This is a genomic window from Curtobacterium sp. MCPF17_003, assembly GCF_003224385.1.
In the GTDB taxonomy this organism is placed as follows: Bacteria; Actinomycetota; Actinomycetes; order Actinomycetales; family Microbacteriaceae; genus Curtobacterium; species Curtobacterium flaccumfaciens.
The window spans coordinates 40,758-65,370 of the sequence record NZ_QKLC01000004.1; the positions used below are offsets into that span (position 1 = coordinate 40,758).

General features: G+C 71.0%; 25 protein-coding genes. 19 read left to right on the forward strand and 6 right to left on the reverse strand.

The features are described 5' to 3' along the window. Positions 1 to 56: 56 nt before the first annotated feature. The 13 genes from DEJ30_RS05515 (at position 57) to DEJ30_RS05575 (ending at position 14,204) form a co-directional block, all read left to right on the forward strand. A complete protein-coding gene (locus tag DEJ30_RS05515) occupies positions 57 to 1,286 on the forward strand; it encodes a Gfo/Idh/MocA family protein (RefSeq protein ID WP_110859420.1) in 1,230 nt (409 codons plus the stop codon). 23 nt (positions 1,287 to 1,309) lie between these two features. Then, positions 1,310 to 2,635 carry a sugar ABC transporter substrate-binding protein gene (locus tag DEJ30_RS05520; protein WP_110859421.1) on the forward strand — a complete coding sequence of 442 codons (1,326 nt, stop codon included), beginning with the start codon at positions 1,310 to 1,312 and terminating at the stop codon, positions 2,633 to 2,635. Positions 2,636 to 2,644: 9 nt separating this feature from the next. Beyond that, complete coding sequence (locus tag DEJ30_RS05525) at positions 2,645 to 3,622, forward strand: carbohydrate ABC transporter permease (RefSeq protein WP_110859422.1); 978 nt, start codon at positions 2,645 to 2,647, stop codon at positions 3,620 to 3,622. Continuing rightward, complete coding sequence (locus tag DEJ30_RS05530) at positions 3,619 to 4,479, forward strand: carbohydrate ABC transporter permease (protein ID WP_250893249.1); 861 nt, start codon at positions 3,619 to 3,621, stop codon at positions 4,477 to 4,479. The genes DEJ30_RS05525 and DEJ30_RS05530 overlap by 4 nt, the downstream gene beginning before the upstream one ends. Continuing rightward, positions 4,476 to 5,249: a hypothetical protein gene (locus tag DEJ30_RS05535; RefSeq protein WP_110859423.1), complete on the forward strand. Its 774-nt coding sequence runs from the start codon at positions 4,476 to 4,478 to the stop codon at positions 5,247 to 5,249. The genes DEJ30_RS05530 and DEJ30_RS05535 overlap by 4 nt, the downstream gene beginning before the upstream one ends. 34 nt (positions 5,250 to 5,283) lie before the next feature. Beyond that, a complete protein-coding gene (locus DEJ30_RS05540) occupies positions 5,284 to 5,478 on the forward strand; it encodes a hypothetical protein (RefSeq protein ID WP_017887924.1) in 195 nt (64 codons plus the stop codon). A gap of 54 nt (positions 5,479 to 5,532) precedes the next feature. After that, on the forward strand, positions 5,533 to 7,218 hold the full coding sequence (locus tag DEJ30_RS05545) for a bifunctional 3'-5' exonuclease/DNA polymerase (protein ID WP_110859424.1): 1,686 nt from the start codon (positions 5,533 to 5,535) through the stop codon (positions 7,216 to 7,218). 43 nt (positions 7,219 to 7,261) lie between these two features. Beyond that, on the forward strand, positions 7,262 to 8,080 hold the full coding sequence (locus DEJ30_RS05550; RefSeq protein ID WP_110859425.1) for a phosphatase PAP2 family protein: 819 nt from the start codon (positions 7,262 to 7,264) through the stop codon (positions 8,078 to 8,080). 151 nt (positions 8,081 to 8,231) lie between these two features. Then, positions 8,232 to 9,806, forward strand: a complete 1,575-nt coding sequence (locus DEJ30_RS05555; RefSeq protein ID WP_110859426.1) for a serine/threonine-protein kinase — start codon at positions 8,232 to 8,234, stop codon at positions 9,804 to 9,806. An 85-nt stretch (positions 9,807 to 9,891) separates the two neighbouring features. Next, positions 9,892 to 13,044, forward strand: coding sequence for a GH92 family glycosyl hydrolase (locus tag DEJ30_RS05560; protein WP_258369836.1), 3,153 nt, complete (start codon positions 9,892 to 9,894; stop codon positions 13,042 to 13,044). A 34-nt stretch (positions 13,045 to 13,078) separates the two neighbouring features. After that, entirely contained in the window at positions 13,079 to 13,309 is a 231-nt protein-coding gene (locus tag DEJ30_RS05565; protein ID WP_017887929.1) for a hypothetical protein, read from the forward strand. A 64-nt stretch (positions 13,310 to 13,373) separates the two neighbouring features. Then, positions 13,374 to 13,586, forward strand: a complete 213-nt coding sequence (locus DEJ30_RS05570; protein ID WP_146238506.1) for a hypothetical protein — start codon at positions 13,374 to 13,376, stop codon at positions 13,584 to 13,586. 72 nt (positions 13,587 to 13,658) lie between these two features. Further along, a complete protein-coding gene (locus DEJ30_RS05575) occupies positions 13,659 to 14,204 on the forward strand; it encodes a hypothetical protein (protein ID WP_146238507.1) in 546 nt (181 codons plus the stop codon). Positions 14,205 to 14,285: 81 nt separating this feature from the next. Here DEJ30_RS05575 and DEJ30_RS18640 read toward each other — a convergent pair whose 3' ends face one another. From DEJ30_RS18640 to DEJ30_RS05590, 4 genes are read right to left on the reverse strand one after another with little or no spacing between them, the layout of a single operon-like run. Next, positions 14,286 to 14,468, reverse strand: coding sequence for a hypothetical protein (locus DEJ30_RS18640; RefSeq protein ID WP_375231870.1), 183 nt, complete (start codon positions 14,466 to 14,468; stop codon positions 14,286 to 14,288). Then, positions 14,468 to 14,650 (reverse strand): hypothetical protein, encoded by a 183-nt coding sequence (locus DEJ30_RS18645; protein ID WP_375231871.1) that lies wholly within the window; start codon positions 14,648 to 14,650, stop codon positions 14,468 to 14,470. Before DEJ30_RS18645 ends, DEJ30_RS18640 begins: the two co-directional genes overlap by 1 nt. Before the next feature lie 38 nt (positions 14,651 to 14,688). Beyond that, complete coding sequence (locus tag DEJ30_RS05585) at positions 14,689 to 15,627, reverse strand: aldo/keto reductase family oxidoreductase (protein WP_110859430.1); 939 nt, start codon at positions 15,625 to 15,627, stop codon at positions 14,689 to 14,691. Positions 15,628 to 15,685: 58 nt separating this feature from the next. After that, positions 15,686 to 16,441, reverse strand: a complete 756-nt coding sequence (locus DEJ30_RS05590) for an SDR family NAD(P)-dependent oxidoreductase (protein ID WP_110859431.1) — start codon at positions 16,439 to 16,441, stop codon at positions 15,686 to 15,688. A gap of 34 nt (positions 16,442 to 16,475) precedes the next feature. Here DEJ30_RS05590 and DEJ30_RS05595 point away from each other — a divergent pair, with 34 nt between their 5' ends. Beyond that, positions 16,476 to 17,342: a putative RNA methyltransferase gene (locus DEJ30_RS05595; protein WP_110859432.1), complete on the forward strand. Its 867-nt coding sequence runs from the start codon at positions 16,476 to 16,478 to the stop codon at positions 17,340 to 17,342. Positions 17,343 to 17,361: 19 nt separating this feature from the next. Here the strand turns inward: DEJ30_RS05595 and DEJ30_RS05600 are convergent, their stop codons facing one another. Next, on the reverse strand, positions 17,362 to 17,781 hold the full coding sequence (locus DEJ30_RS05600) for a VOC family protein (protein WP_110859433.1): 420 nt from the start codon (positions 17,779 to 17,781) through the stop codon (positions 17,362 to 17,364). A 62-nt stretch (positions 17,782 to 17,843) separates the two neighbouring features. On the opposite strand from DEJ30_RS05600, the gene DEJ30_RS05605 reads away from it, so the two are divergent. Further along, the gene (locus tag DEJ30_RS05605) at positions 17,844 to 18,800 is read left to right on the forward strand and encodes a YafY family protein (protein ID WP_110859434.1); all 957 of its coding nucleotides are present in this window, start codon (positions 17,844 to 17,846) and stop codon (positions 18,798 to 18,800) included. On the opposite strand, the gene DEJ30_RS05610 is transcribed toward DEJ30_RS05605, so the two are convergent. Continuing rightward, positions 18,801 to 19,784, reverse strand: coding sequence for an Abi family protein (locus DEJ30_RS05610; protein WP_110859435.1), 984 nt, complete (start codon positions 19,782 to 19,784; stop codon positions 18,801 to 18,803). Positions 19,785 to 20,130: 346 nt separating this feature from the next. Here DEJ30_RS05610 and DEJ30_RS05615 point away from each other — a divergent pair, with 346 nt between their 5' ends. From DEJ30_RS05615 to kdpC, 4 genes are read left to right on the forward strand one after another with little or no spacing between them, the layout of a single operon-like run. After that, positions 20,131 to 20,220, forward strand: coding sequence for a potassium-transporting ATPase subunit F (locus tag DEJ30_RS05615; RefSeq protein ID WP_017887940.1), 90 nt, complete (start codon positions 20,131 to 20,133; stop codon positions 20,218 to 20,220). Continuing rightward, entirely contained in the window at positions 20,220 to 21,902 is a 1,683-nt protein-coding gene (gene kdpA / locus DEJ30_RS05620) for a potassium-transporting ATPase subunit KdpA (RefSeq protein WP_110859436.1), read from the forward strand. The genes DEJ30_RS05615 and kdpA overlap by 1 nt, the downstream gene beginning before the upstream one ends. Beyond that, positions 21,899 to 23,998: a potassium-transporting ATPase subunit KdpB gene (gene kdpB / locus DEJ30_RS05625; RefSeq protein ID WP_110859437.1), complete on the forward strand. Its 2,100-nt coding sequence runs from the start codon at positions 21,899 to 21,901 to the stop codon at positions 23,996 to 23,998. Before kdpA ends, kdpB begins: the two co-directional genes overlap by 4 nt. A 2-nt stretch (positions 23,999 to 24,000) precedes the next feature. After that, the gene (gene kdpC, locus DEJ30_RS05630) at positions 24,001 to 24,600 is read left to right on the forward strand and encodes a K(+)-transporting ATPase subunit C (RefSeq protein WP_110859438.1); all 600 of its coding nucleotides are present in this window, start codon (positions 24,001 to 24,003) and stop codon (positions 24,598 to 24,600) included. Positions 24,601 to 24,613 lie beyond the last annotated feature (13 nt).

Here is a 24,613-nt window from a genome sequence, read left to right on the forward strand (position 1 = left end):
ATTGTGCATTCATGATCGATTCGGCATCATGGGCGTCACATTCACGCAAGGGAGCGATGAGCATGGGCGCTGACAACGCAGGACTCCGCGTCGCGGTGATCGGGATGGGCCAGCGGTCCGCCATCGCGCGCCACGTGGCCGAGGCAACTGCCGACGACCCGTCGCTGCACGCCCGGGTCGTGGCCGTCGCGGACGTCACCGCGGCCGGCCGCGATCGTGGGCACGACGAGTACCCGGACGCCCTGGTGGTCGAACACCACCGTGACCTCACCGGCCACGTCGACGCGGCCATCGTCACCACGCCGGACTGGACCCACGCCGAGATCGCGATCGACCTACTCCGCGCGGGCATCGCCGTCTACCTCGAGAAGCCGCTGGCCATCACGGTCGAGGACGCCGACGCCGTCCTGAACACCGCGGCGGAGACCGGCACGCCGCTGTACGTCGGGCACAACTTCCGGCACGCCGCCGTCGTCCGCCTGATGTGCGAGATCGTGGCCCGCGGCGAGATCGGCCAGGTCAAGGCCGTCTGGTGCCGGCACTTCGTCGGCAACGGCGGTGACTACTACTTCAAGGACTGGCACGCCGACCGCAGCAAGGTGAACTCCCTGCTGCTGCAGAAGGCGAGCCACGACCTCGACGTCATCCACGCGCTCGGCGGGGGTGACACCGCCCGGGTCGTCGGCATGGGGTCGCTGTCGGTCTACGGCGACGTCACCGACCGGCGCGACCGCAGCGGCGAGCTCATGGGGGACTGGTTCTCCCACGACAACTGGCCGCCGCTCGCCCAGACCGGGCTGAACCCCGTCGTCGACGTCGAGGACGTCTCGATGGTGATGATGACGCTCGACAACGGGGTGCAGGCCAGCTACGAGCAGTGCCACTTCACCCCGGACTACTGGCGGAACTACACCGTCATCGGCACCGAGGGACGCCTCGAGAACATCGGCGACACCGGTGGTGGCGTCGTGAAGGTCTGGACGCACCGCCGGGGATGGGACACGGCGGGGGACCGCGAGTACCCGATCGACGGCGTCGAGGACGGTCACGCCGACGCCGACCTGCTCACCATGACCGAGTTCCTGCGGTCCGTCGCGTTCGGCGAACCGTCGGAGCTCTCCCCGATCGCGGCCCGTGCCGCGGTCGCCGCCGGCGCGCTGGCCACGCGCTCGCTCCGCAACGGGTCCGTCCCCATCGACGTCCCCCCACTGCCGGCCGACACCATCGCGCACTTCACCCGTTCCACCCCCTCCACCCCGCATCCCGCCCAGACCGTCGGCTCCTGACGGCCGTGCGAAAGGACACCCCGATGACCGCACACATCCCCACCCGAGGAACCGGCGTGCGCCGCGTCCTCCTCGGCGCCGTCGCCGCCCTCGGCGCGGCCGCACTCCTGGCCGGCTGCTCCTCGTCGTCCGGGGCGTCCGACTCCGGTGGCGACTACGAAGCGGCGCCGAAGGACACCAAGGCGTCCTTGACCTACGCCGTCTGGGACGAGAACCAGGTCAAGGCGATCAAGGCCAACCTGAAGGGCTTCAACGAGGAGTACCCGGACATCAAGGTCAGCGTCGACGTCACGCCGTACGCCAACTACTGGACGAAGCTGCAGACCCAGGGCTCGAGCGACACCCTGCCCGACCTGTTCTGGATGAACGGCCCGAACTTCCAGCTGTACGCGGCCAACGGCAAGCTCGCGCCGATCACCGGCGAGGTCGAGTCGGGTGACATCGACGCGTCGAAGTACTCGAGCGCGCTCAACGACCTGTACACGTACGACGACACCCAGTACGGCGTGCCGAAGGACTTCGACACCATCGGTGTCTGGGTCAACAGGTCACTGTTCGAGCAGGCAGGCATGGACCTGCCGTCCAAGGACTGGACCTGGGACGACTTCCAGCAGACCGGCGCCGAGCTGTCCGAGAAGCTGAAGGCGAAGGGTGCCTACGGGGCAGCCGGCGGCATGGACGGCCAGACGACCTACTACAACACGATCCTGCAGGCCGGGGGATCCGTCGTGAACGCGGACGGCACCGAGTCCGAGTACGCCACGAAGGCCTCCGAGGACGGCCTGCAGTTCTGGACCGACCTGATCGACTCGGGGGCATCGCCCTCGATCAAGCAGCTCACCGACACGACGGCCGACCAGTGGTTCACCTCGGGCAAGCTCGCGATGTACCAGGGCGGCAGCTGGTTCCGCTCCGCGCTGACCGGCACCGAGCTCGAGAAGGACGTCGTCGCCTACCCGCTGCCGAAGGGCAAGGAGCAGGCGACCGTCATCCACGGTGTCTCGAACGTCGTGTCCGAGGCGAGCAAGGACAAGGCCGCCGCCCAGGCGCTGCAGGTCTACCTCGCGGGCAAGACGGCGCAGCAGCAGCAGGGCGACATGGGCGCGGTCATCCCGGCGTACGAGGGCACGCAGAGTGCCTTCACGAAGACGATGCCCGACGCCGACCTGCAGGTGTTCCTCGACGCGGTGGACTACGCGAAGCCGCTGCCGGTGTCGAAGAACACCGCCGCCTGGAACACCCTCGAGACCACCCTGCTGCCGAGTGCCTTCGACGGGTCGAAGCCCGTCGACCAGGTGGCAGAGGACCTCGCACAGAAGATGGACGCCGCCCTCGCCAAGGAAAAGTAGGACCCGCGCGTGACGATCAACACCGAGCGGCCCCCGGCCGCAGTCACCCCCGCCCGGACGACACGTTCGTCCGGGCGGGGCGGCCCCGCGCCGCGACCCGGCGGCGGTCGAGCACCACGACGGACCGACGGCTGGTGGCCGTGGCTCTTCGTGCTCCCCTTGCTCGTCGGCGTCGGCACGTTCTACATCTGGCCGATCATCCAGACGTTCTGGTACTCGTTCACCAGCTGGGGTGTCTTCGGGGGCGCCACGTTCACCGGCGTCGCCAACTACGTCCGGCTCGTCGGTGACCCGCAGCTCTACCAGTCGCTGCTCAACACGGTGATCTACACCGTGATCGTCCTCGCCGGGATCCCGATCGCGGTGTGGCTCGCCAGTCTGCTGAACACCCCGGGGCTGCGGTTCGCCCAGTTCTACCGGGTGCTCTTCTTCCTGCCGTACGTCGCCATGCCCGCGGCGATCGCCCTGGTCTGGCGCATCATGTACAACGGCGACTACGGCATCGTGAACTGGTTCCTCGGGAACTTCGGCATCGACGGCCCGTACTGGATCTCGACCCCGGGCTTCGCCCTGATCGCGGTGAGCCTGGTCGGCCTCTGGTCGTCCCTCGGGTTCTCGATGATCATCCTCGGCGCCGGGCTCAAGGACATCCCGCCGGAGCTCTACGAGGCAGCGGAGCTCGACGGCGCGAGCCGGTGGCGGCAGTTCCGCTCGGTGACCGTGCCGTTGCTCAGCCCGAGCATCTTCTTCGTGGTGATCGTCACGACGATCTCGAGCTTCCAGCTCTTCGACCTGCTGTACGCGATCCTCGGCAGCACCAACCCGGTGATCCCGAAGACGATGTCGCTCGTCTTCTACTTCTACAGCGCCGGGTTCATCGACAACGACAAGGGCTTCGCGGCCGCGATCGCCATGGTGATCTTCCTGCTCATCGGCATCGTCACGCTCGTGCAGTTCCGTGTCCAACGGAAGTGGGTGCAGGGATGACCGCCACCGTCACACCTCCTCGGGCCGCACGCCGGCCCGGCCGTCGCGGCGGCAGCCACTGGTGGATCCACGTCGTGCTCGGCGTCGGCGGGTTCGCGATGGCGTTCCCGTTCCTGTGGCAGATCATCATGTCGCTGTCCACGAACGCGCAGGTGCAGTCCGTCACGCCGGTCTTCTGGCCGGGGGAGCTGCAGTGGCAGAACTACGCGCAGGTCTTCGAACGACTCCCGTTCCTCAGCCAGCTCGGCACCTCGGTGTACGTCACGATCATCCGCACGCTCGCGCAGATCGTCCTGTGCACGCTCGCCGGGTACGCCTTCGCCCGGATGCGGTTCCGCGGACGGGCGGCTCTGCTCGCGATCGTGCTGTCGATCCTGCTCGTGCCCTCGCAGGTCTACCTGATCTCGCAGTACCAGATCGTGCAGGGGCTCGGCTGGCTCGACACCCTGATGGGGATCGTCGCGCCCGGGCTGTTCAGTGCCTTCGGCACGTTCCTGATGCGGACCGCGTTCCTGAACATGCCGCCCGAGCTCGAAGAAGCAGCGCGGATGGACGGCGCGAACCCGTTCCAGACGTTCTGGCGGATCATGCTGCCCCTGGCCCGTCCCTCGATCAGTGTGCTCGCGATCACGACCGTGCTGTGGTCGTGGAACGAGCTGCTCTGGCCGCTCGTGGTCTCCACCCGCGCCGAGGACATGCCGCTCGCCGCCGGCCTCGCGACGCTGTCGAGTGACCGCACGATCGACTACCCGGTGCTGATGGCCGCCAGCCTGATGGCGATGGCGCCGGTCCTCATCATGTTCGTCGTGCTGCAGCGTCGGGTGATGGACGGGCTCGCGTCGTCCGGTCTGAAGTGACCACCGCGACCCCCGGCCTGGAGGCCCGTCCCGCGTCCGTCGCGGTCCTCGCCGCCGCCGTGGGGTCACCGGACGACTCCGCGACGGTGGCGGCCGAACTGGCCGCCACCGTCGCCGACGCCGGGTCCGCGGAGCGGGACGCGCTGCTGGTGGCGGCGCTCCGCGCCGCGGTGCCGGAGAGCGCCGACGCCCTCGCGGAGCGGGGCCTCCCGCGCGCGCTCGCCGAGGCCTCCGTCGCCGACGTCGACCGCAAGCTCGGGCGCTACGGGCTGCACGGCACCGGGGTGGAGTGGCTCGTCGCCGTGGTGACCGGGCGTGTGGTGGCCGTGGGGCGCCTCCAGTTCGAACTCGGCGACCACCTGGCGGACGGCACACCGGCCTGGGGTGTGCACGTGCCGGAGACCGGGCCGCTCGACCCGGTGGCCTGCGACCGCTCGTTCGCCCGCGCGCCCGAGGTCCTGCGCGGCCTCGCGCCGGAGCTGGCTGCCGACCGGTGGCAGTGCCGCTCCTGGATGCTCGATCCGGGGCTGCCGGCCGCGCTCGGTCCCGATGCCAACCTCGTGCGCTTCGCCCGGCGCTTCCGTCTCGTCCCGCCGGGGGAGCACGACGCGACCGAGGGGGACGCCAGCGTCGCGAAGTTCGTCTTCGGGGTGCCGCTGGCGACCGCTCGGTCCGCGGCGCCGTCCGGTCGGTTGCGCGCGGCCGTGCTCGACCGGTGGGCGAGCGGTGGGCACTGGACCGAGCGGACCGGCTCCGCACCGGTCGCGTGACCACCCGCAGCCCCGGCCGCGTACCGTGCACGGCATGACGAAGCCCGACCACGACCACCTCGACGACGGCGTCGACATGACGTTCGAGGAACGCCGACAGGACACGTTCCGCCGCATGTCCGGATCCGACGAGCACGACGCCGATCCCCGGGTCGAGGTCTCGCGTGCCGAGGACGGCGACGTCCGCATCGACGTCGCCGACACCGCGGCGGTCCGACCCGGCGAGTGACACCCTATCCGGCCCTGGTGCGTCGGGGTCGGTGGGGCACGGCATGATCGTGTCGTGCACCTCGTCCTCCGCCGCGTCGAAGGCGGCGTCCTCGCGACGCCCCTGACCGACGCGGGGACCGCCGGGGGTGAGCCGGTCCGCCTGGACGAACCGGGCCTCCCGGCCTTCGTCGCGGCCCACGACGCACCGGGCGTGCGCTGGGTGTGGGACGACACCGCGCGCTGGTACCCGGCCGTGCTCGCCGCTGGCGGGCGTGTCGGACGTTGCGTCGACCTGCGCCTCGGTCGTCGTGTCCTGCGGGCCGCGCTCGCTGCACGGGGATCCGCGCTCGCCGCTGCGCCGCCCGACGCCCTGGACGCCCCGGTCGCCGAACCCCGCGTGGTCCGACCGACGCAGGCCCAGCTCTTCGACGACGCCCTGTTCACCGCCGCTGCGCCCGACGACGAGGTCGACCCGGTGGCGGAGTTCCGCGCCCAACTCGCCGCACTGGCGGGGTCGAGCGCTCCGGGTGCGCTCCGCCTGCTGCTCACCGCGGAGTCGGCCGGGGCGCTCGTGGCGGCCGAGATGCTGCACGCCGGGCTGCCGTGGCGTGCCGACGTGCACGAGCGGCTGCTGGAGGACGCCCTCGGGCCGCGCGTGCCCTACGGGGTGCGGCCGCGACGCCTCGAGGAGATCGCCGCCGTCGTGCGCGAGCGCCTCGACGACCCCGGGCTCAACCCGGACTCACCCGCCGACGTCCTGAAGTCGCTGCGCCGGGCCGGGCTGATGGTCACGAGCACGCGGAAGTGGGAGCTGCAGGAGATCGAGCACCCCGTCATCGAGCCGCTGCTCGAGTACAAGCGCCTGGCGCGACTGCTCACCGCCAACGGCTGGACCTGGCTCGACGACTGGATCCGCGACGGACGGTTCCACCCGAAGTACGTCGTCGGCGGTGTCGTCACCGGGCGCTGGGCGGCCGACGGCGGGGGAGCGATGCAGCTGCCGAAGGGCATCCGCGGCGCGGTCATCGCCGACCCCGGGTGGAAGCTCGTCGTGGCGGACGCCGCGCAGCTGGAGCCCCGGGTGCTCGCCGCGATGTCCGGCGACCGGGCGATGGCCGCGGCCGGCGACGGACGCGACCTGTACGACGGCGTGGTGGCCTCGGGTGCGGTCGAGACCCGGCAGCAGGCCAAGGTGGCGATGCTCGGTGCGATGTACGGGGCGACCCAGGGCGAGGGCGGTCGGCTCGTGCCACGCCTGGTCCGGGCGTTCCCGCAGGCGCTCGACATGGTGGAACGGGCCGCGCGTGCCGGGGAGCGCGGCGAGCCGGTGACGACGCTGCTCGGGCGGACGTCACCGGTACCCGAGGACTCGTGGTTCGAGGCCCGGAACCAGGCGTACACGGTCGAGGGGACCCCGGCGATGCAGCGCGCGGTCGAGTCCCGTGCCCGGAGCTGGGGGCGGTTCACCCGGAACTTCGTGGTGCAGGGGACCGCGGCCGAGTGGGCACTCGCGTGGATGGGGTCCCTCCGCTCGCGGCTGCTCGCGCGGTTCCCCGGAGCCGTGACGGACGGGCCGCACCTGGTGTTCTTCGTGCACGACGAGATCGTGGTGCACGCTCCGGAGGAGCACGCGGAGTGGGTGGCGACGCAGATCAGGGAGGCCGCCGTCGACGCCGGACGGCTGTTGTTCCAGGACTTCCCGGTGACGTTCCCGCTGTCGGTCGGGGTGGTCGGGGCGTACTCGGAGGCGAAGGACTGAAGCAGCCGGGACGGCTCCCGGCGGCTTCGGGCAGGGTGGACGGATGCACACCGAACGCGGGGACGCCGCCGACCGCACTGTCGGCGAAGTCGACCTGACCCGCTGGCGCTCCCGCGTCGGCCGCAGCGTCGCCGCTGCGTGGACTGCGCTCGGCAAGCGCTTCGGCGCCATGCCGGTGCTGCTGCTGACCCTCGCCATCGGTCTGGGCGTCGCCGTCCTCGCCACGTGGATCGCCTCCGAGGTCTACGACGCCGTCCGGGAAGCCGACGACGTCGCGGTGCTCGACCGACCGGTCCTCGACTGGGCCCTCACGCTCCGATCACCCACGGCCGACACCCTCGTCACGTGGTGGACGGACATCGCCGGCACGATCGGGATGCCGATCGTCGCGCTCGGGTTCCTGGTCGGCTTCACGATCCAGCGTCGTGCGTGGACGCCGCTGGTGCTCCTCGTGGCGGCGAGCGGTGGCTCGCTGCTCATGACGATCGCGGGCAAGGACCTCATCGGTCGCGCCCGTCCGCCGCTGTCCGACGCGGTGCCGCCGTACGAGACGTCGCCGTCGTTCCCGTCCGGTCACACGCTCAACTCCACGGTGATCGTGGGCACCATCGTGTACCTGCTGCTCCTGCGGCAGTCGCGCGTCGTCACCCGGGTGTGGACGATCGTCGTGGGCACCCTGTTCGTGCTGTCGGTCGGGGCATCGCGGGTGTTCCTCGGGCACCACTGGCTGACGGATGTCCTGGCGGCGTGGGCGCTCGGACTCGCCTGGCTCGCCCTCGTGATCACGGCGCACCGGTTGTACCTGACGGCGCTCCACCACGGTGCCGAGCCCGCGCCGGACGTCGACCGCATCACTTCGTGAGCAGAAGACGTCGGGTCGTTCGCCCGCACCCGACGTCTTCTGCTCACCGAGTCTCCGGGCGCCACCCCGACCGCCCCGCCGCCGCCACCGTCCCGCGCCGCCGTGCGCGAACGGCAGAGCGCCGTCAGCCGCGACCGGTAGGTTGCCGGGCATGGAAGAACGGGTCTTCGGCGGCAGGTACCGCGTCACGGGCACGCTCGGACACGGTGGCATGGCGTCCGTGTACCGGGCGGTCGACGAGCAGCTCGGTCGCGAGGTCGCGGTCAAGGTGTTCCGCATCGGCCCGGTCGACCGCGGGGAGCGCGCCCGCGCCGAGGCGGAGATCCAGACCCTCGCGACGCTGCGTGCACCCGAGCTCGTCACGCTCTACGACGCCGCTCTCGACGACGTCGACGGCGACTCCTACCTCGTGATGGAACTCGTGCCGGGCAGCGACCTGGCGACGCGTCTGCGCGAAGGCCCGCTGGACCCGGCGACCGCCGCCCGGCTGGGTGCACAGGTCGCCGACGGCCTGGCCGCCGTGCACGCGCAGGGGATCGTCCACCGTGACGTGAAGCCCGCGAACGTCCTGCTCGAGAGCGACGGCCGACACGTCAAGCTCGCCGACTTCGGGATCGCCCTGCTCCGTGACGCCTCACGCGTGACCGGGACGGGCACCGTGATGGGGACGGCCGCGTACCTGGCCCCCGAGCAGGTCCTGGCGAAGGAGATCACCGGCAAGGCCGACGTCTACTCGCTCGGACTCGTGCTGCTCGAGTGCCTGACCGGCCGCCAGCCGTTCCCGGGCAGTGCCGTCGAGTCGGCCACCGCCCGGCTCACCCGCTCGCCCGAGATCGACCGGCACCTGCCCACGGCCTGGCGCACCCTGCTGCACGTGATGACCGCGCAGGACCCGGCGGAGCGCCCGACGGCGGCCGAGGCCGCCGAGCGCCTGCGTGCCCTGGGCCGCGACGAGCCGACGAACGCCACGCAGCTCCTGCCCGGGATGCCCGGTGCGGTGACCGCTGCGGCTGCCGGCGCAGCGGGTGCCGCGGCTGGTGCCGCCGCTGCGGCGAACGCCGACGACCGGACACAGGCGATGCCGGCCAGCGAGCTGCCGAACGGCGGCGCGCGTCCGGGCGACGACGCCACCCGCGTCCTGGACACCCAGCGCCCGAACCCAGCCGACGACGTCTCGACGACCGTCCTCGGCGCCCAGGCGAACGACCGAGGCGCATCGGGTCCGAGCGGGCCGACCCCGCCGCCGGTCGCGCCCCGCCCGGTCCAGGGGGACCAGCCCGAGGGCCAGCCGGAGAAGAAGAAGCGCGGACCGCTCATCGCCGCGATCATCGTGATCGTCCTGGTGCTCATCGGCATCGGCGTCGCGGTGTTCGCCCTCAACGGCGACGACGACGGCACCCCGGCCCCGACGGACACCACGTCGACCGCCCCGACCGAGCAGCAGCCGTCCGAGGACCCGGGCGAGGAACAGCAGCCGAGCGAACCGGCCGAGCAGCAGCCCTCACAGGAGCAGCAGCCGTCGCAGCCCGCCGAGGAACCCAGCGAGCAGCCGAGCGAACCGACCCAGCCGGAGCAGCCCACGCAGGACCCGCCCGTCGGCCCGGAGCCGAGCACCCCGGCCTCGAACCCGGTGCAGGAGCCGCAGGACGGCACGGGCGCGGTCGACACCACGTCGGACACCGCTCCCGGCAATTCCGGCAGCGCCCCGGGACACAACAAGGACTGACGACGCGCACTGACGACCAACACTGACGACCGGCACTGACACGCCGGGGTTTTCGTCCAGTCCCTGGAGCAAATAGGCTCGCCCTGTGCGAGAACTGCAACGGAGCGGTGGTCCGACGACGGCCGTGGCCGCTCGGAACGGTGTCGGCTTCGGGTCTGCAGAGGGCTGGCTCGTCGAACGACCAGCGGGCGCGCCGGTGGCCGAGGCGATCGTCCCCGGCTTCACCGGACGCACCATCGCCACCGGCGACGAGCTCTCCTGGGTCTGGTTCCCCGAGCGGACCCTGCCCGACGGGGCGTCGGAACCGACGGAAGCAGACCTGCCGCACTTCTGGGACGCCACGGCCTTCGCCCTCGACGTCGTCTTCACCGACGGCTCGCGGCTGCGTGACCACGCCGCGGTCCACGACCAGTACGGCGACGCGGTCACCCCGGACGCGCAGGACGCGGCCCGCAAGCAGTGGGTGGACCAGTGGAACCGTCGCGCGGTCGACCTCACGCCGTTCGCGGGGCTGGTCGTCGACCGCCTGGAGGCCCGGCTCGGCTCCGACGCGCCGGCTGCGGCCACCGACGGCGAGCGTCCCGCACTGCGCGGCTGGCTCGACGCCGTCCGGATCGGTCCCGCGCGTCCGACCCCGACGACCCCGCTCGGCCACGTCCGGACGACCCGTGGCACCCAGGCGTCCTCCCGGTTCTCCCGCGGCAACAACGCCCCGCTCGTCGGTGTCCCGCACGGCGGCGTGTTCGGGCTGCCGATGACGGACGCCTCGAGCAACCGCTGGCCGTACGCGTACCAGGAACACGACCGGCTCGACGACCAGGGACGACTCCGCCCGGCGATCCAGGCCTTCACCACGAGTCACATCCCGTCGCCGTGGATGGGCGACCGCGGGGTGTTCCAGGTGATGCCCTCGCCACTCGAGACGCCCGACGTTGACCGGGATGCCCGCGCGCTCGGGTTCGACCACGAGGACGAGCAGGACGGCCCGCACCGCTACCGGGTCGCCCTCGAGCACGGTGTGACGGCCGAGCTGACTGCGGGGGAGTTCGCCCTCGGGTTCCGGTTCACCGGCGCCCGCAGCGTCGTGCTCGACCACCACGGCCGGGTGTCCGACGTCTCCGTGACGGTCACGGACCGCACCGCCGTGGTCGAGGCCGTCCTCGACGACCGGCCAGGCACCCCGCCGCACCACGTGCACCTGCGGGTCGCGGGGGTCACCGCCGACCACACGACGATCAGCGAGCACGAGCTGCGCGGCTGGCTGTCTGTGGGTGAGGCCGGGGCCACGGACGGCCCGGTCGACGTCCTGCTCGGCATCTCGACCGTCTCGATCGAGGACGCCCGTGCGAACCTCGACGACGCCGGCTCGTACGACGCCATGCGCTCCCGTGCCGAGGCGCTGTGGACCGAGAAGCTCGCGACGCTGTCCTTCGACGGCGCGACACCCGACCAGCTGACGAGCCTGTACTCCGGCCTGTACCGGTTGTTCCTCTACCCGAACCGTGCGGGGGAAACCGCCCTGACCGGCACCCCGCGACACCGCTCCCCGTACGGCGACGTCCTGGCGGAACCGATCCGCGACGAGCCCGGGCCGGAGATCGTCGAGGGCGCGTTCACCACCACGAACGGCTTCTGGGACACGTACCGCACCGCCTGGCCGCTCCTCGGACTCCTGACCCCCGAGACCGCGGGCGAGCTCGCGCAGGGCTTCGTCGAGCACCACCACGACGGCGGGTGGACGCCCCGCTGGAGTGCCCCCGGCGCCGAGGACTGCATGACCGGCACCACGAGTGACACCGTGTTCGCCGACCTCGCCGTGAAGGGCGTGCGCGGGTTCGACCTGGGCGAGGCGTACCGGAGCGCGGTGCGGAACGCGACCGTCCCGCCCCGTGACGAGCGCGTCGGACGCAAGGGGAGCCTCCCGGGCGCCTTCCGTGGCCACGTCGACACGGCGACCCACGAGGGGATGTCGTGGACCCTGGACGCGGCCATCAACGACTGGGGTCTGGCCGTCATGGCGGGCCTGCTCGCGTCACGGGCGCGGACGCCCGCCGACCTGTCCCGGTACGAAGCCGAGGCCGAGTGGTTCGCCCGCCGGTCGCTGCAGTACCGGCACGCCTTCGACTCCGAGCGCGGGTTCTTCATCGGCCGCGACCCGGACGGCTCGTGGCGGGTCGGCACCGAGTTCGACCCGCGCGACTGGGGCGACGACTACACCGAGACGAACGCGTGGGGCACCGCGTTCACGGCTCCGCACGACGGAGCCGGCATCGTCGACCTGCACGGCGGCCCCGAGCGGTTCGACGCGGCCCTCGACGCGTTCTTCGCGACCCCCGAGACCGGCAGCCTGGCGCGGTCCGGCTCGTACGGGTTCCCGATCCACGAGATGACCGAGGCCCGCGACGTCCGGATGGGCATGCTCGGGCTGTCGAACCAGCCCGCGCACCACATCCCCTTCTTCCCGATGTTCACCGGGCGCCACGACGACGCGCACCGCATCGTCCGCGAATCGCTCGAGCGCCTGTTCGTCGGGTCCGACCTCGGCCAGGGCTACCCCGGCGACGAGGACAACGGTGAGATGAGCGCCTGGTACGTCTTCGCGACCATCGGCCTGTACCCGCTGGCGCCGTCGACCGGCACCTACGTGCTCGTGCCGCCGTCGGTCCGCAGGACGGTGCTGCGGCAGCCTGGAGGCTCGGCCACGGTCATCGAGATCGCCGCCGGTTCCGCAGGTTCGTACGTGGCGTCGGTGACGATCGACGGCTCGCCCTGGACCTCGGTCACCATCCCGCACAGCGTGGTCGTGGCCGCGTCACGGATCGAGTTCACGCTGTCCGACGAACCGCAGGGATGGGCGGCGGGCACCCGGCCCGTCTCGGCCTCCGACGTGCACGGCTACCGGGACGCCCCGGTGGACGTCCTGCCCGTCGGGGTCTCGGCACTGACGGACGACACCGGCCGCTCCGTCACGGCGCTCGCGGCGGGGGAGTCCGTGTCCTTCGACGTGTCGTGCCCCGCCGCCTCGCTGTACACCGTGACGGTCGCGTCGCCAGGGTCCTACTCGTGGCAGGTCGGCCTGGACGACGCCGTCACCGCGGTCGACGGCGCCGAGTTCACGTGGGCCGGCCAGACCCGCGTGTTCCGGATCCTCGGCGGGGGTTCGTCGTTCACGTTCACTGCCGGCACCGACCTGGCGCTGACGCAGCTCGAACTCATCGCGGCCGACGGACAGCGTTGACCCGGCGTTCACCGAGCGGGAGCATGCTCGCCCCATGTCGATGAGCGCACCGTTCGATCCCGAACAGCAGGGCCGGTCCATCCCCGTGGACGGCAGTGACGAGTCCGAGCTCGAGATGGAGGAGGACCGCGGCGCCGACGTCGGCGACGACTCCGCCGACCCGAGCGTCTCGCCCGTCAGCCACCACGACGAGGACGAGGCCGGCGGCGGCCCGGTGTTCCGGCGTCCGCACGCCGGTGAGCGGCTCCACCCGGACGACCTCTGACCGTTCCGGGGTTCCTCCGGGGTTTCTTGGGCGATTGCCAAGCGGCTCGGGCATGCTCGTGCGCATGTCGATCGCGAACTCGTGGGACCCGTCTGGTGGCCGTGCAATCCCGGAGGACCAGGTCCGTCAGGACGGGCTCGAACTCGACGAGGACCCGGCGATGCTCGGGATCTCGTTCGACGTCGTGGGCGGTGCCTCCGCGGACCCCGCCGGGGTGTCCCCGGTCGACGTGAACGTGCCGACGCCGAGGTCTGCCGACTCCGCGTCCGACGACTAGCGCGCGCCTGGTCGAGGCGGCCACGCGGTCCCATCCGGCCGGTAGTATTCCGGAATGGTACCGACGGCCTACGTGGACGAATCCGAGCCCGGAGACGCACGTGACCCCGGCGCGTACATCCTCGGGGCGGTGACAGTTGCCGACAGCGACGCTGAGCGGTTCCGGGACTCGCTCCACGCCATCAAGCCACGATCGGCGCGGAAGCTGCACTGGTCCGAGAGCGACGCCCGGCACCGCACAGGGATCGTCGAGATGCTGTGTGACCATCCGTTCACAGCCGTCGGAGTCGTGAGCGTGACTGACCGATCCGTCCGGAGCGAGCGCCGTCGCCGTCTGGCTCTTGAGCACTTGATCATGGAACTCCGCGCGAGCGGTGTTGACCGTGTCGTCCTCGAATCTCGCGGACCCTCAGACCGGAACGATCGTGCGCACCTCGACGCCTTGCGATCACGCAAGCTGGTTCACGGATTGGTGTTCGAGCACCTGCCGGGTGGCCGCGAGCCACTTCTCTGGGCGGCGGATGCGGTCTGCGGCGTGGTCGCGCTGGCTCGGCGAGGCGAGACGGCGTACCTCGAGCAGCTGGACCATGTGCTGAGCGTCCACGAACACCGCCGGTGAACGCGCGAATCCCCGGGCCCCGCTATACCGCAGGATCTCCCGGGGATCACTTCCGCACCCACCTCGATGGGGCGACTGGTCTCAGTGTGACATATCAGGCGGGATGGCGGAAGGGTCGAGGACCCGGTACTTGAACCCGATGTGCGAGCCCGTGAAGCCGAGGCGCTCGTAGAAGCGGTGCGCATCGGTCCGTGCAGCGTCCGACGTGAGTTGCACGAGCGGGGTCCCGAGGGCCGGCGCAGCGACGTCGGTCACCCATCGCATCAGGGCACTCCCGACGCCGCCGGAGCGCCCTCCGGTGCGGCGACGTCACCGCGCGCGGCGCTGATCGGATCGTCGGACAACAGCGCCATGAGTGCGTCGAGGTCCGCTTCCGTGGCGTTCCGCAGCGTCACCTCGCCGGAACGCGTGGTCAGGCTGACGGGCAAGGCGAGGTCGCGGAGCACGACCCCACCCTGCCCGACCCCAACCGGGCCGTTCCTGCTCAGGGAACGGTGTGTCCGGCCGCGGTGAAGATCCGGTACCACTCCTCGCGCGACAGCTCGACGTCCGAGCCGGCGGCCGAGTCCCGCACGCGCTGCGGGTTCGTCGTGCCGAGGACGACCTGGAAGTGCGCGGGGTGGCGGGTGATCCACGCGACCGCGATGCCGGTCGGGGTGACCCCGTGTGCGGCGGCGACCTCCTCGAGCACGTCGTTCAGCTCGGCGTACTGCTCGCGGTCGCCCAGGAAGACGCCGTCGAAGAAGCCCTTCTGGAACGGCGACCAGGCCTGGAGCGTGATGTCGTTGATCCGCGAGTAGTTGAGGATGTCGTTGTCGCGGTCGACCGACTGGTCGAGGCCACCCATGTTCGCGGTGAGGCCCTGCGAGATGACGTTGGCGTGGGTGATGCTCAGCTGCACCTGGTTGAACGCGAGCGGCTGGCGGACGTGCTTCTTGAGCAGGTCGACCTGGCCGGGGGTGTGGTTCGAGACGCCGAAGTGGTGGACCTTGCCGGAGGCGTGCAGCTCGTCGAAGGCCTTCGCGACCTCTTCCGGCTCGACCAGGGCGTCGGGGCGGTGCAGCAGCAGGACGTCGACGTACTCGGTCTGCAGCGCCTCGAGCGACTCGTGCACGGACTCGAGGATGTGCTCGTAGGAGAAGTCGAAGTAGGCGCCCTTCGGCGTCGGTCGGATGCCGACCTTGGTCTGCAGCACGATCTCGGCACGTTCCGCGGGCGACAGCGTGACCGCCGCGCCGAACCGCTGCTCGCAGCCGTGCCATTCGCCGTACACCGCGGCGTGGTCGAACATGTTCACGCCCGCGTCGCGCGAGGCGCTGTAGAGCGAACGGATGTCCTCGTCGCTCATGTCGTTGATCCGCATCAGTCCGACGACGACGTCGGAGGCGGTGAGGTCTGTCTGTGGCAACTCCAGTGTCTTCACGCCCTCGATCCTGCCAGCCGGACCCCGGTGCAGGCAGGCCCTGCCAGTGCCACGTCGCTCAGTGGACGGAAAACCCGCCGTCGACCGCGATCGACTGCCCGGTGACGTAGGCCGACCCGGGTCCGGCGAGGAACACCGCCGCCGCGGCGAAGTCCGACGCGACCCCGTTCCGGCCGACCAGCGTCCGCGCGGCGAGGGCCGCCACCGTCGCCGGGTCGGACCCGAGTCGCTCGTTGAGCGGGGTGCGCACGAAACCGGGGACGAGGACGTTGGAGGTGACCCCCTGCGCGGACCAGGCCTCTGCCTGGGACCGGGCCAGTGCCTCCAGGCCGGCCTTGGAGACCCCGTACGCGCCGCTGGCGGCGAAGGGGCGGTGGGCCTGCTGCGAACTGATCGACACGATCCGCCCGTACCCACGGGCCGCCATGCCGGGTGCGAGCCGCTGCCCGAGCACGAACGGCGCGTCGAGGTTGACGGCCATCGTGGCGTCCCAGGTGGCTTCGTCGAGTTCCGGCATCGGCGGGCGCAGGTTGATCCCGGCGGAGTTCACCAGGACGTCGACGTCTCCGGCGGTGTCTGCGAGTGCGTGTGCTCCAGCGCGGGAGGACAGGTCCGCGACGATGCCGTCGGCCGAGCGGCCCGCCTGGCGGATGCCGGCGACGGTGGCGTCGATGGTCGCGGACGTCCGGGCGGCGACGAGGACGTGGGCACCCGCGTCGGCGAGTGCGGTGGCGATCGCTCGGCCGATGCCGGAGCTGCCTCCCGTCACGAGTGCGGTGCGGCCGTCGAGGCCGAAGAGCTGCTGCAGCGACATCCGGTCAGGCTACCGAGGCCCGTACGCTGGGCCGGTGCGTGACGACCTGCTGCCGATGCTCGCCTGCCCCGTGTGCACCGAGCCGCTCGGCCGTGTCGACGGCGGCCAGGTCGGCTGCCCGAACGGTCACCGGTTCGACGAGGCGAAGCAGGGCCACCTGACGCTCCTGCCCGCGAAGCGGCGCGCGCTCACCGCGGACACCCCGGAGATGGTGGACGCGCGGCTGCGGTTCCTGGGGCGCGGGCACTACGCGCCCGTCGAGCGGGCGCTCGCCGCGATCGTCGCGGACGCCACCGCGCCCGGCATCGTGCTGGACGTCGGTTCGGGCCCGGGGACCTACCTGGCGCATGCGCTGCGCGCGGCGGACGGGAGGTTCGGGGTCGCGCCGGACACGCTTGCACCTGTCGGCCGTCAGCCGACTCGACGACTGGGGGTCGCCTTGGACCTGTCGGCCGTCGCGATCCGGCGTGCGGCACGCGCCCACGAGCGCGCGGGGGCCGTCGTCGGGGACGTGACCGAGCGCCTCCCGGTCGTCGACGGCGCTGCCGCCGTCGTGCTCGACGTCTTCGCACCCCGCAACCAGAGCGAGTACGCCCGCGTGCTGCACCCGGACGGCGTACTCGCGGTGGTGACCCCGCGGACCGGGCACCTTGCGGAGCTCGCCGAGGCGACGATCAGCGTGGACCCGGAGAAGGAACGGCGGCTGCACGACTCCTTGACGCCGTCGTTCGTGCTGCGGTCCTCCGAAGACCTGACGTGGACGATGGAGCTGTCGGCGGAGGACGTCCACGACGTCGTGCACATGGGGCCGAGCCACCACCACGTCGCGGCGGACACTGTGTTCGAGCCGGCGACGGTGACGGCCGCGGTCACCGTGTCGACGTGGACGCCGACGCGCTGACCGCGACCGTCAGGACCGACTAGTCGCCAGCCGGGGCGACGTCGAGCTGCCAGACCACGCCGAAGCGGTCACGCAGCTGCCCGGCCAACGGAGCCCAGGCCGAGGGTTCCAGGGGCTGCCGGATCTCGGCGCCCTCGGACAGTGCGGCCCAGTACCGCTCGATCTCGGCCGTGTCGTCACCGTGCACGAACACGTAGAAGGCGTTCGATCCCTGGTCGTAGGGCTGCCCGGGCCAGACGTCGAAGGCCATGACGCGGAAGCCGGCGGCCGTGGAGACCTGACCGAACACGATCCGGTCCGCCCAGGCCGGATCGTCCAGGGCGCCCATCTGGCCGTAGGTGGCGGCGGTGACCTCGCCGCCGAAGACCGATGCGTAGAAGTCGAGCGCCGCGCGGGCGTCGCCGTCGAAGTTGAGGTGGGTTGTCGTTTCGATGCTCATGGGACGAGGATGTCGGTCAATGCGGTCAGATCGTGTCCGCTTCTCGAACGAAGATGGACGCCATGGCCGGACCCTCCGTACGGATGCTCGCGCTGCTCTCCCTGCTCCAGGTGCACCGCGACTGGCCGGGCGACGAGCTCGCCGGGCGGCTCGAGGTCAGTCCCCGCACCGTCCGCCGCGACGTGGATCGGCTGCGCGGCCTCGGGTACCGGGTCGAGGCGCTCCGTGGGCCGGCCGGGGGCTACCGGCTCGAGGCGGGCTCCGACCTGCCCCCGCTGCTCTTCGACGACGACCAGGCGGTCGCGATCGCCCTGGCACTCGCCGTGGCCCCGGCGTCGGGGGCGGACGTCGCCGAGTCGGCGGCCCGTGCCCTCGCGACCGTTCGGCAGGTGATGCCCGCGCGGCTACGGTCCCGCGTCGACGCGGTGCAGGCCGTGACCGCGACGAGCCGGACCACCACCGACCCGGACGTCCTGGTGGCGGTGAGCGAGGCCGTCCACCTGCAGGAGGTGTTCCGTTTCGGGTACGGCGACGACGAGACTCCGCACCGGGTGGAACCGCACGCCGTCGTCGCCCGGAACGGTCGCTGGTACCTGCTCGACCGGGACCTCGACCGCGACGACTGGCGGACGCACCGCATCGACCGGATCACGCCGCGGATGCGGACCCGTGTCCCGTTCACGCCGACCCCGATCCCCGGTGGCGATGCCGCCGCGTTCGTCTCTGCGCGGTTCAAGGGGTCGGTGGTCGACGACGTGTGGCCGTGCACCGGTTCGGTGACCACGACGGCGGGCGATGCGCGGCGGATCACGCCGTACCTGCCCGAGGACGCTGTGGTCGAGCAGCTCGAGGACGGCCGGGCCCGCGTCACCCTCGGATCGTGGTCGTGGGACGGGCTCGCTGGCGTGGTGTCAGGACTTGCGGTCGACTTCGTCGTCGCGGGTCCGGAGGAACTCGTCGAGGCCGTGGCAGACCTCGCTGACCGGTTGCGCGCGGCCGGCACGCGTAGCCCACCGTGATCAGTGGCGACCTGTCCAGAGCGCGTGGTCCAGCCAACCGGCGCCAACTCCCATCGACGCGCGATCGAGGTGTTCGTTGCTTGGGAAGGACTCGAGGAGAGCGGCCACGCGCTCGGCCCAGTCGTGGTCGGACGGGATCGACCTGAGCAGGTAGGCCATCACCGCCAAGGTGTTGTAGACACCGAACTGCTTCGGCGCATCGGTTCCCGAAAGATGTGCGAGGAGCGGTACCGCACCGGACCTCGGGCGTTTCGGGACCACGACCAACTTCCGGTTGAACAGACGCGCATGGTGTGCTGCGACGTTCCGGACGTAGTTGACCGAGGCGAGCCAGCTCAGCATCGTCTTCTTGGTCGGGACGCCGAACTCTCGGGCGATCCGGGTGGCGACGTCGTTCCGGAGACCGCCGTACAGCCGAGCCAGGTGTCCCAGCTCGAGGATTTCGGTGAGTGCCCAGATGGGCATCCGGTCGTCGTACTTGGTGCGGAAGTGGGCAACGAACGATTCATCCGAGGAAGCCTGCCGTTCGCGGACGCGCTGCAGCCAAGCAGTGTGCGGGCTGGAGCCATCGGATGCATCTGCTCGGTGTGCGGTGAACGCCTCGGTGAAGAGTGATCCGTCTTCGTGAGCGAAGGGGGCATGCTCTCCGAGGACGTGGCCGACCTGGGTCCGAACGGCCACCTCGATCCGCTCGACACCTTCGATCACCAGGAGCCGGAGACTCCGATCGAAGGCGATGAGTGCTTCGGCTGCGGCGAGTTCCGTCCCTGCTCGGTACCGGTCCTGGACCTCTACGTGCCGACGGCCGTCGTCGTCGATCTCGAACGAGGATTCACGGAAGGGATAGAGGTATCCGGTGAGGCGGTAGTAACCGACTTCGCGCAGCACCGAGCCCGCGACGCCCCGATCACCGATGCGGACTCCCTTGGAAGCCAGCTTCTCGATCTGCTCACCGATCGAGAGCCACGGCTTCACGTACTCCATGCGCCCCCCCCCCGAGACAAGAAAATCGGCCCGAGCCGTGAGGCGAGCGGGCCGATCGTGATGCCGAAACCCTACCAGGATCCGCGTCACGGGATCGAGCGCTCTCCACAGGCGTTAGGAGCGTGCATGCGTCCACCAGGGCGGCGTCAGGGATCCGTTAGGAGCGGACTGGAGGCGCGGCGCAGGACCCAGCATCGGTTCGGCACCACAAGTGGTGCCGGTCCGCGTCACCCGGCGCGGACACCGCAGACCTTCTGGAGTCCCTCGTGTTCGACGTGTTCGTCGTCGCCGGTGTCCTCGCCGTGTTCGGCGTGGTGGCACTGATCGCCAAGGGGGTGGAACGGCTGTGATCGGCATCACCATCGCGGCCGCCGTCCTCGGCATCGCCGCAGTCGTGTACCTCGTCTGGGCGCTCGTGCGTCCGGAGCGGTTCTAGTGGGCGCCGCGGACGTCTGGGCGGGCATCGCCCAGGTCGCCACCCTCGTCCTGCTGCTCGTCGTCGCGCACCGCCCGCTCGGTGACTGGATGGCGAAGGTCTTCACGCCCGTCCGGCACAACCGGGTCGAGCGCGGGGTCTACCGGCTGATCGGGGTCGACCCGGACGCCGAGCAGTCCTGGCCCGTGTACCTGCGCGGTGTGCTGCTGTTCAGCGTCGCCGGGCTCTTGCTCGTCTACCTGCTGCAGCGCATCCAGGTCATCCTGCCCGGCGACCTCGGGCTGCCCGCCGTCGGACCCTCGCTCGCGTTCAACACCGCGGCGTCGTTCGTCGCGAACACGAACTGGCAGTCGTACTCGCCCGAGGTCACCGTCGGCTACACGGTGCAGATGGCCGGCCTGGCGGTGCAGAACTTCCTGTCCGCGGCCGTCGGTCTCTCGGTCGCCGTGGCCCTGGTGCGCGGGTTCGCCCGTCGCAAGTCCGGCACGCTCGGCAACGTGTGGGTGGACATCGTCCGCGGTCTCGGCCGACTGCTCCTGCCCGGGGCGTTCGTCTTCGCGATCGTGCTCGTCGCCGGCGGGGTCGTCCAGTCGTGGGGAAGCGGTACCGACGTCACCACGCTCATCGGTGGCACGCAGCACATCCCCGACGGGTTCGTCGCCTCGCAGGAGGCGATCAAGGAACTCGGCACGAACGGTGGCGGCTACTTCAACGCCAACTCGGCGCACCCGTTCGAGAACCCGCAGGCGTGGACGAACCTCGTCGAGATCTTCCTGATGCTCGTCATCCCGTTCTCGCTGCCGCGCACGTTCGGGCGGCTGGTCGGCGACGACCGCCAGGGCTACGCGATCCTCGCCGTGATGGGCGCGATCTTCCTCGTGTCCCTGTCGGTCATGTCGATCGCCGAGCTCGGCGGCGGCGGTGTCGCCACACACGCCGCCGGGGCCGCGATGGAGGGCAAGGAGAGCCGCTTCGGCATCCTCGGTTCCACGCTCTTCTCGACCGCGACCACCTCGACGTCCACCGGTGCCGTCAACGCGATGCACGACAGCTACACCCCGATCGGCGGGATGATGGCGCTCGTCAACATGATGCTGGGCGAGGTCACCCCCGGCGGCGTCGGCTCCGGCCTGTACGGCATGCTCGTGCTCGCCGTCATCACGGTGTTCATCGGCGGCCTGCTCGTCGGTCGCACCCCGGAGTACCTCGGCAAGAAGATCCGCGCCAAGGAGATGACCTTCGCAGCGCTGTACATCCTCGTCACGCCGACGCTCGTGCTCCTGGCCACCGGGCTCTCGCTCGTGATCCCCGGGGTCCGCGAGCAGGTGCTCGGGACGTCGATCTTCAACCCCGGCAACCACGGGCTGACCGAGCTGCTCTACGCCTTCACCTCGGGTGCGAACAACAACGGCTCGGCCTTCGGCGGGCTCACCGCGAACACCACGTGGATGAACTCCTCGCTCGGAGTCGTGATGCTGCTCGGCCGCTTCGTGCCGATGGTGTTCGTCCTGGCGCTCGCCGGGTCCCTCGCCGCGCAGGACCGGGTGCCGGAGACCGCCGGCACGCTGCCCACCCACCGCCCGCTGTTCATCGGGCTGCTCGGCGGCGTCGCCGTCATCGTCACCGCACTCACCTACTTCCCGGTGCTCGCACTGGGTCCGCTCGCAGAAGGACTGTCATGACCACCCCCGTGACCACGGAGTCGGAACCGCGCACCGCCGTGGAACCGGCCACCCGCTCGTCCGCATTCGGACCCCGCCAACTGGTGGCGGGCCTCCCGGGCGCCCTGCGGAAACTCGATCCGCGACTCATGTGGCGGAACCCCGTCATGTTCATCGTCGAGGTCGGCGCAGCGCTGACGACGGCGGCCGCCGTCGTCGAGCCGTCCGCGTTCACGATCGCCATCGCCGTCTGGCTCTGGCTCACCGTCGTCTTCGCCAACCTGGCGGAGTCGGTGGCCGAGGGCCGCGGCAAGGCGCAGGCCGACACCCTGCGGAAGACCCGCTCGACCACGAGCGCCCGCCGGGTCCTCGGGTACGCGACGACCGACGCGGCCGCGACCGGCAACGAGACCGAGGAGGTCGCGTCCGTCGACCTGGCCAAGGGCGACGTGGTCGTGGTCGTCGCCGGCGAGGTCATCCCGGGCGACGGCGACGTCGTCGACGGCATCGCGTCGGTCGACGAGTCGGCCGTCACGGGTGAGTCCGCACCGGTCATCCGCGAGTCCGGCGGTGACCGCAGTGCCGTCACCGGCGGCACACGGGTGCTGTCGGACCGGATCGTGGTGCGCATCACCTCGACGCCGGGTGAGACCTTCATCGACCGGATGATCCGCCTGGTCGAGGGTGCGGCACGGCAGAAGACGCCGAACGAGATCGCGCTGAACATCCTGCTCGCCTCGTTGTCGATCGTCTTCGTGATCGTCTGCCTGACGATGCAGCCCATCGCGGGACTCGTCGGTGCGACGGTCAGCGTGCCGGTGCTCATCGCCCTGCTCGTCTGCCTCATCCCGACCACCATCGGAGCCTTGCTCTCCGCGATCGGCATCGCCGGCATGGACCGGCTCGTGCAGCACAACGTGCTGGCGATGTCGGGCCGCGCGGTCGAGGCCGCCGGCGACATCACGACGCTGCTGCTCGACAAGACCGGCACGATCACGTACGGCAACCGCCGGGCGTCCCGCGTGGTGCCGGTGCCGGGCGTGACGACAGCCGAACTGCTGGAGGCGGCGGCACTGTCGAGTGCCGCCGACAGCACGCCGGAAGGACGCTCGATCGTCGACCTGGCGCGTGCAGACGGAGCCGCCGTCGGTCTGCCCGACGGTGCCGTCGAGGTGCCGTTCACGGCGCAGACACGCATGTCCGGTCTCGACCTGTCGGATGGGTCGCAGATCCGGAAGGGCGCTGCCGCGGCAGTGCTCGCCTGGGCGGACACCACCGAAGCCAGTTTGGTGTCCGCCATCGACGCGACCGTCGCGGACATCTCCGACCAGGGCGGCACCCCGCTCGTCGTCGGGCGTCGCTCGTCGACCGGTGCGGTCACGCTGCTCGGTGTCGTGCACCTGAAGGACGTCGTGAAGGACGGCATGGCGTCGCGGTTCGCCGAGCTCCGGTCGATGGGCATCCGCACGGTGATGATCACGGGCGACAACCCCCGCACCGCGGCTGCCATCGCCCACGAGGCCGGCGTCGACGACTTCCTCGCCGAGGCCACCCCGGAGGACAAGCTCGCGTACATCAAGCGCGAGCAGGAGGGCGGCAACCTCGTCGCCATGACCGGTGACGGCACCAACGACGCCCCGGCCCTGGCGCAGGCGGACGTCGGCGTCGCGATGAACACCGGCACGACGGCGGCGAAGGAGGCTGGCAACATGGTCGACCTCGACTCCGACCCGACCAAGCTCATCGACGTCGTCCGCATCGGCAAGCAGCTGCTCATCACCCGCGGCGCCCTGACCACCTTCTCCATCGCCAACGACGTCGCGAAGTACTTCGCGATCATCCCGGCGATGTTCCAGCTCGCGTTCCCGGGGCTCGCGGCGCTCAACATCATGGCGCTGCACAGCCCCTCGTCCGCGATCCTGTCGGCGGTCGTCTTCAACGCGCTCGTCATCGTCGCGCTCATCCCGCTGTCCCTGCGTGGCGTCAAGTACCGCGCGGCCGCAGCGTCGTCGATCCTCGGCCGCAACCTGCTCGTCTACGGGCTGGGCGGCGTGGTCGTCCCCTTCATCGGCATCAAACTGATCGACCTCGTGGTCGGTCTCATCCCGGGGTTCTAGTCATGGCATCTGCACGTTCCACCTTCCGTTCCGCCGGTGTGGCCATCCGCCTCACCCTCGTCGCCACCGTCGTCCTCGGCGTCGGCTACCCGCTCGCCGTCTGGGGCGTCGGCCAGGCGGCGTTCCACGACCAGGCCAACGGCTCGATGGTCACGGACTCGTCCGGCGCCGTCGTCGGTTCCTCGTTGATCGGGCAGTCGTTCACGGGCAAGCAGGCCGATCGCTGGTTCCAGTCGCGGCCGTCCGCCGCCGGGGACGGCTACGACGCGGGAGCGTCCTCCGGCTCGAACCTCGGGCCGAACAACGCCGACCTGCTCAAGGCCGTCGAGGAGCGTCGTGCGGCGCTGGCGAAGGCCGACGGGGTCTCCGCCGCGCAGGTGCCCGCCGACGCCGTGACCGCTTCCGGTTCGGGGCTCGACCCGGACATCAGTCCGGCCTACGCGTCCCAGCAGGTGGCCCGTGTGGCCTCGGCGCGCGGCCTGTCAGCGGACACCGTGCGGCAGCTGGTGGCGTCGCACACCGAGTCCCGGCAGCTCGGGTTCCTCGGTGAGCCCGTGGTGAACGTGCTCGCGCTGAACCTGGCGCTGGCGAAGGCGTCCTGAGCGTGGGTGACCC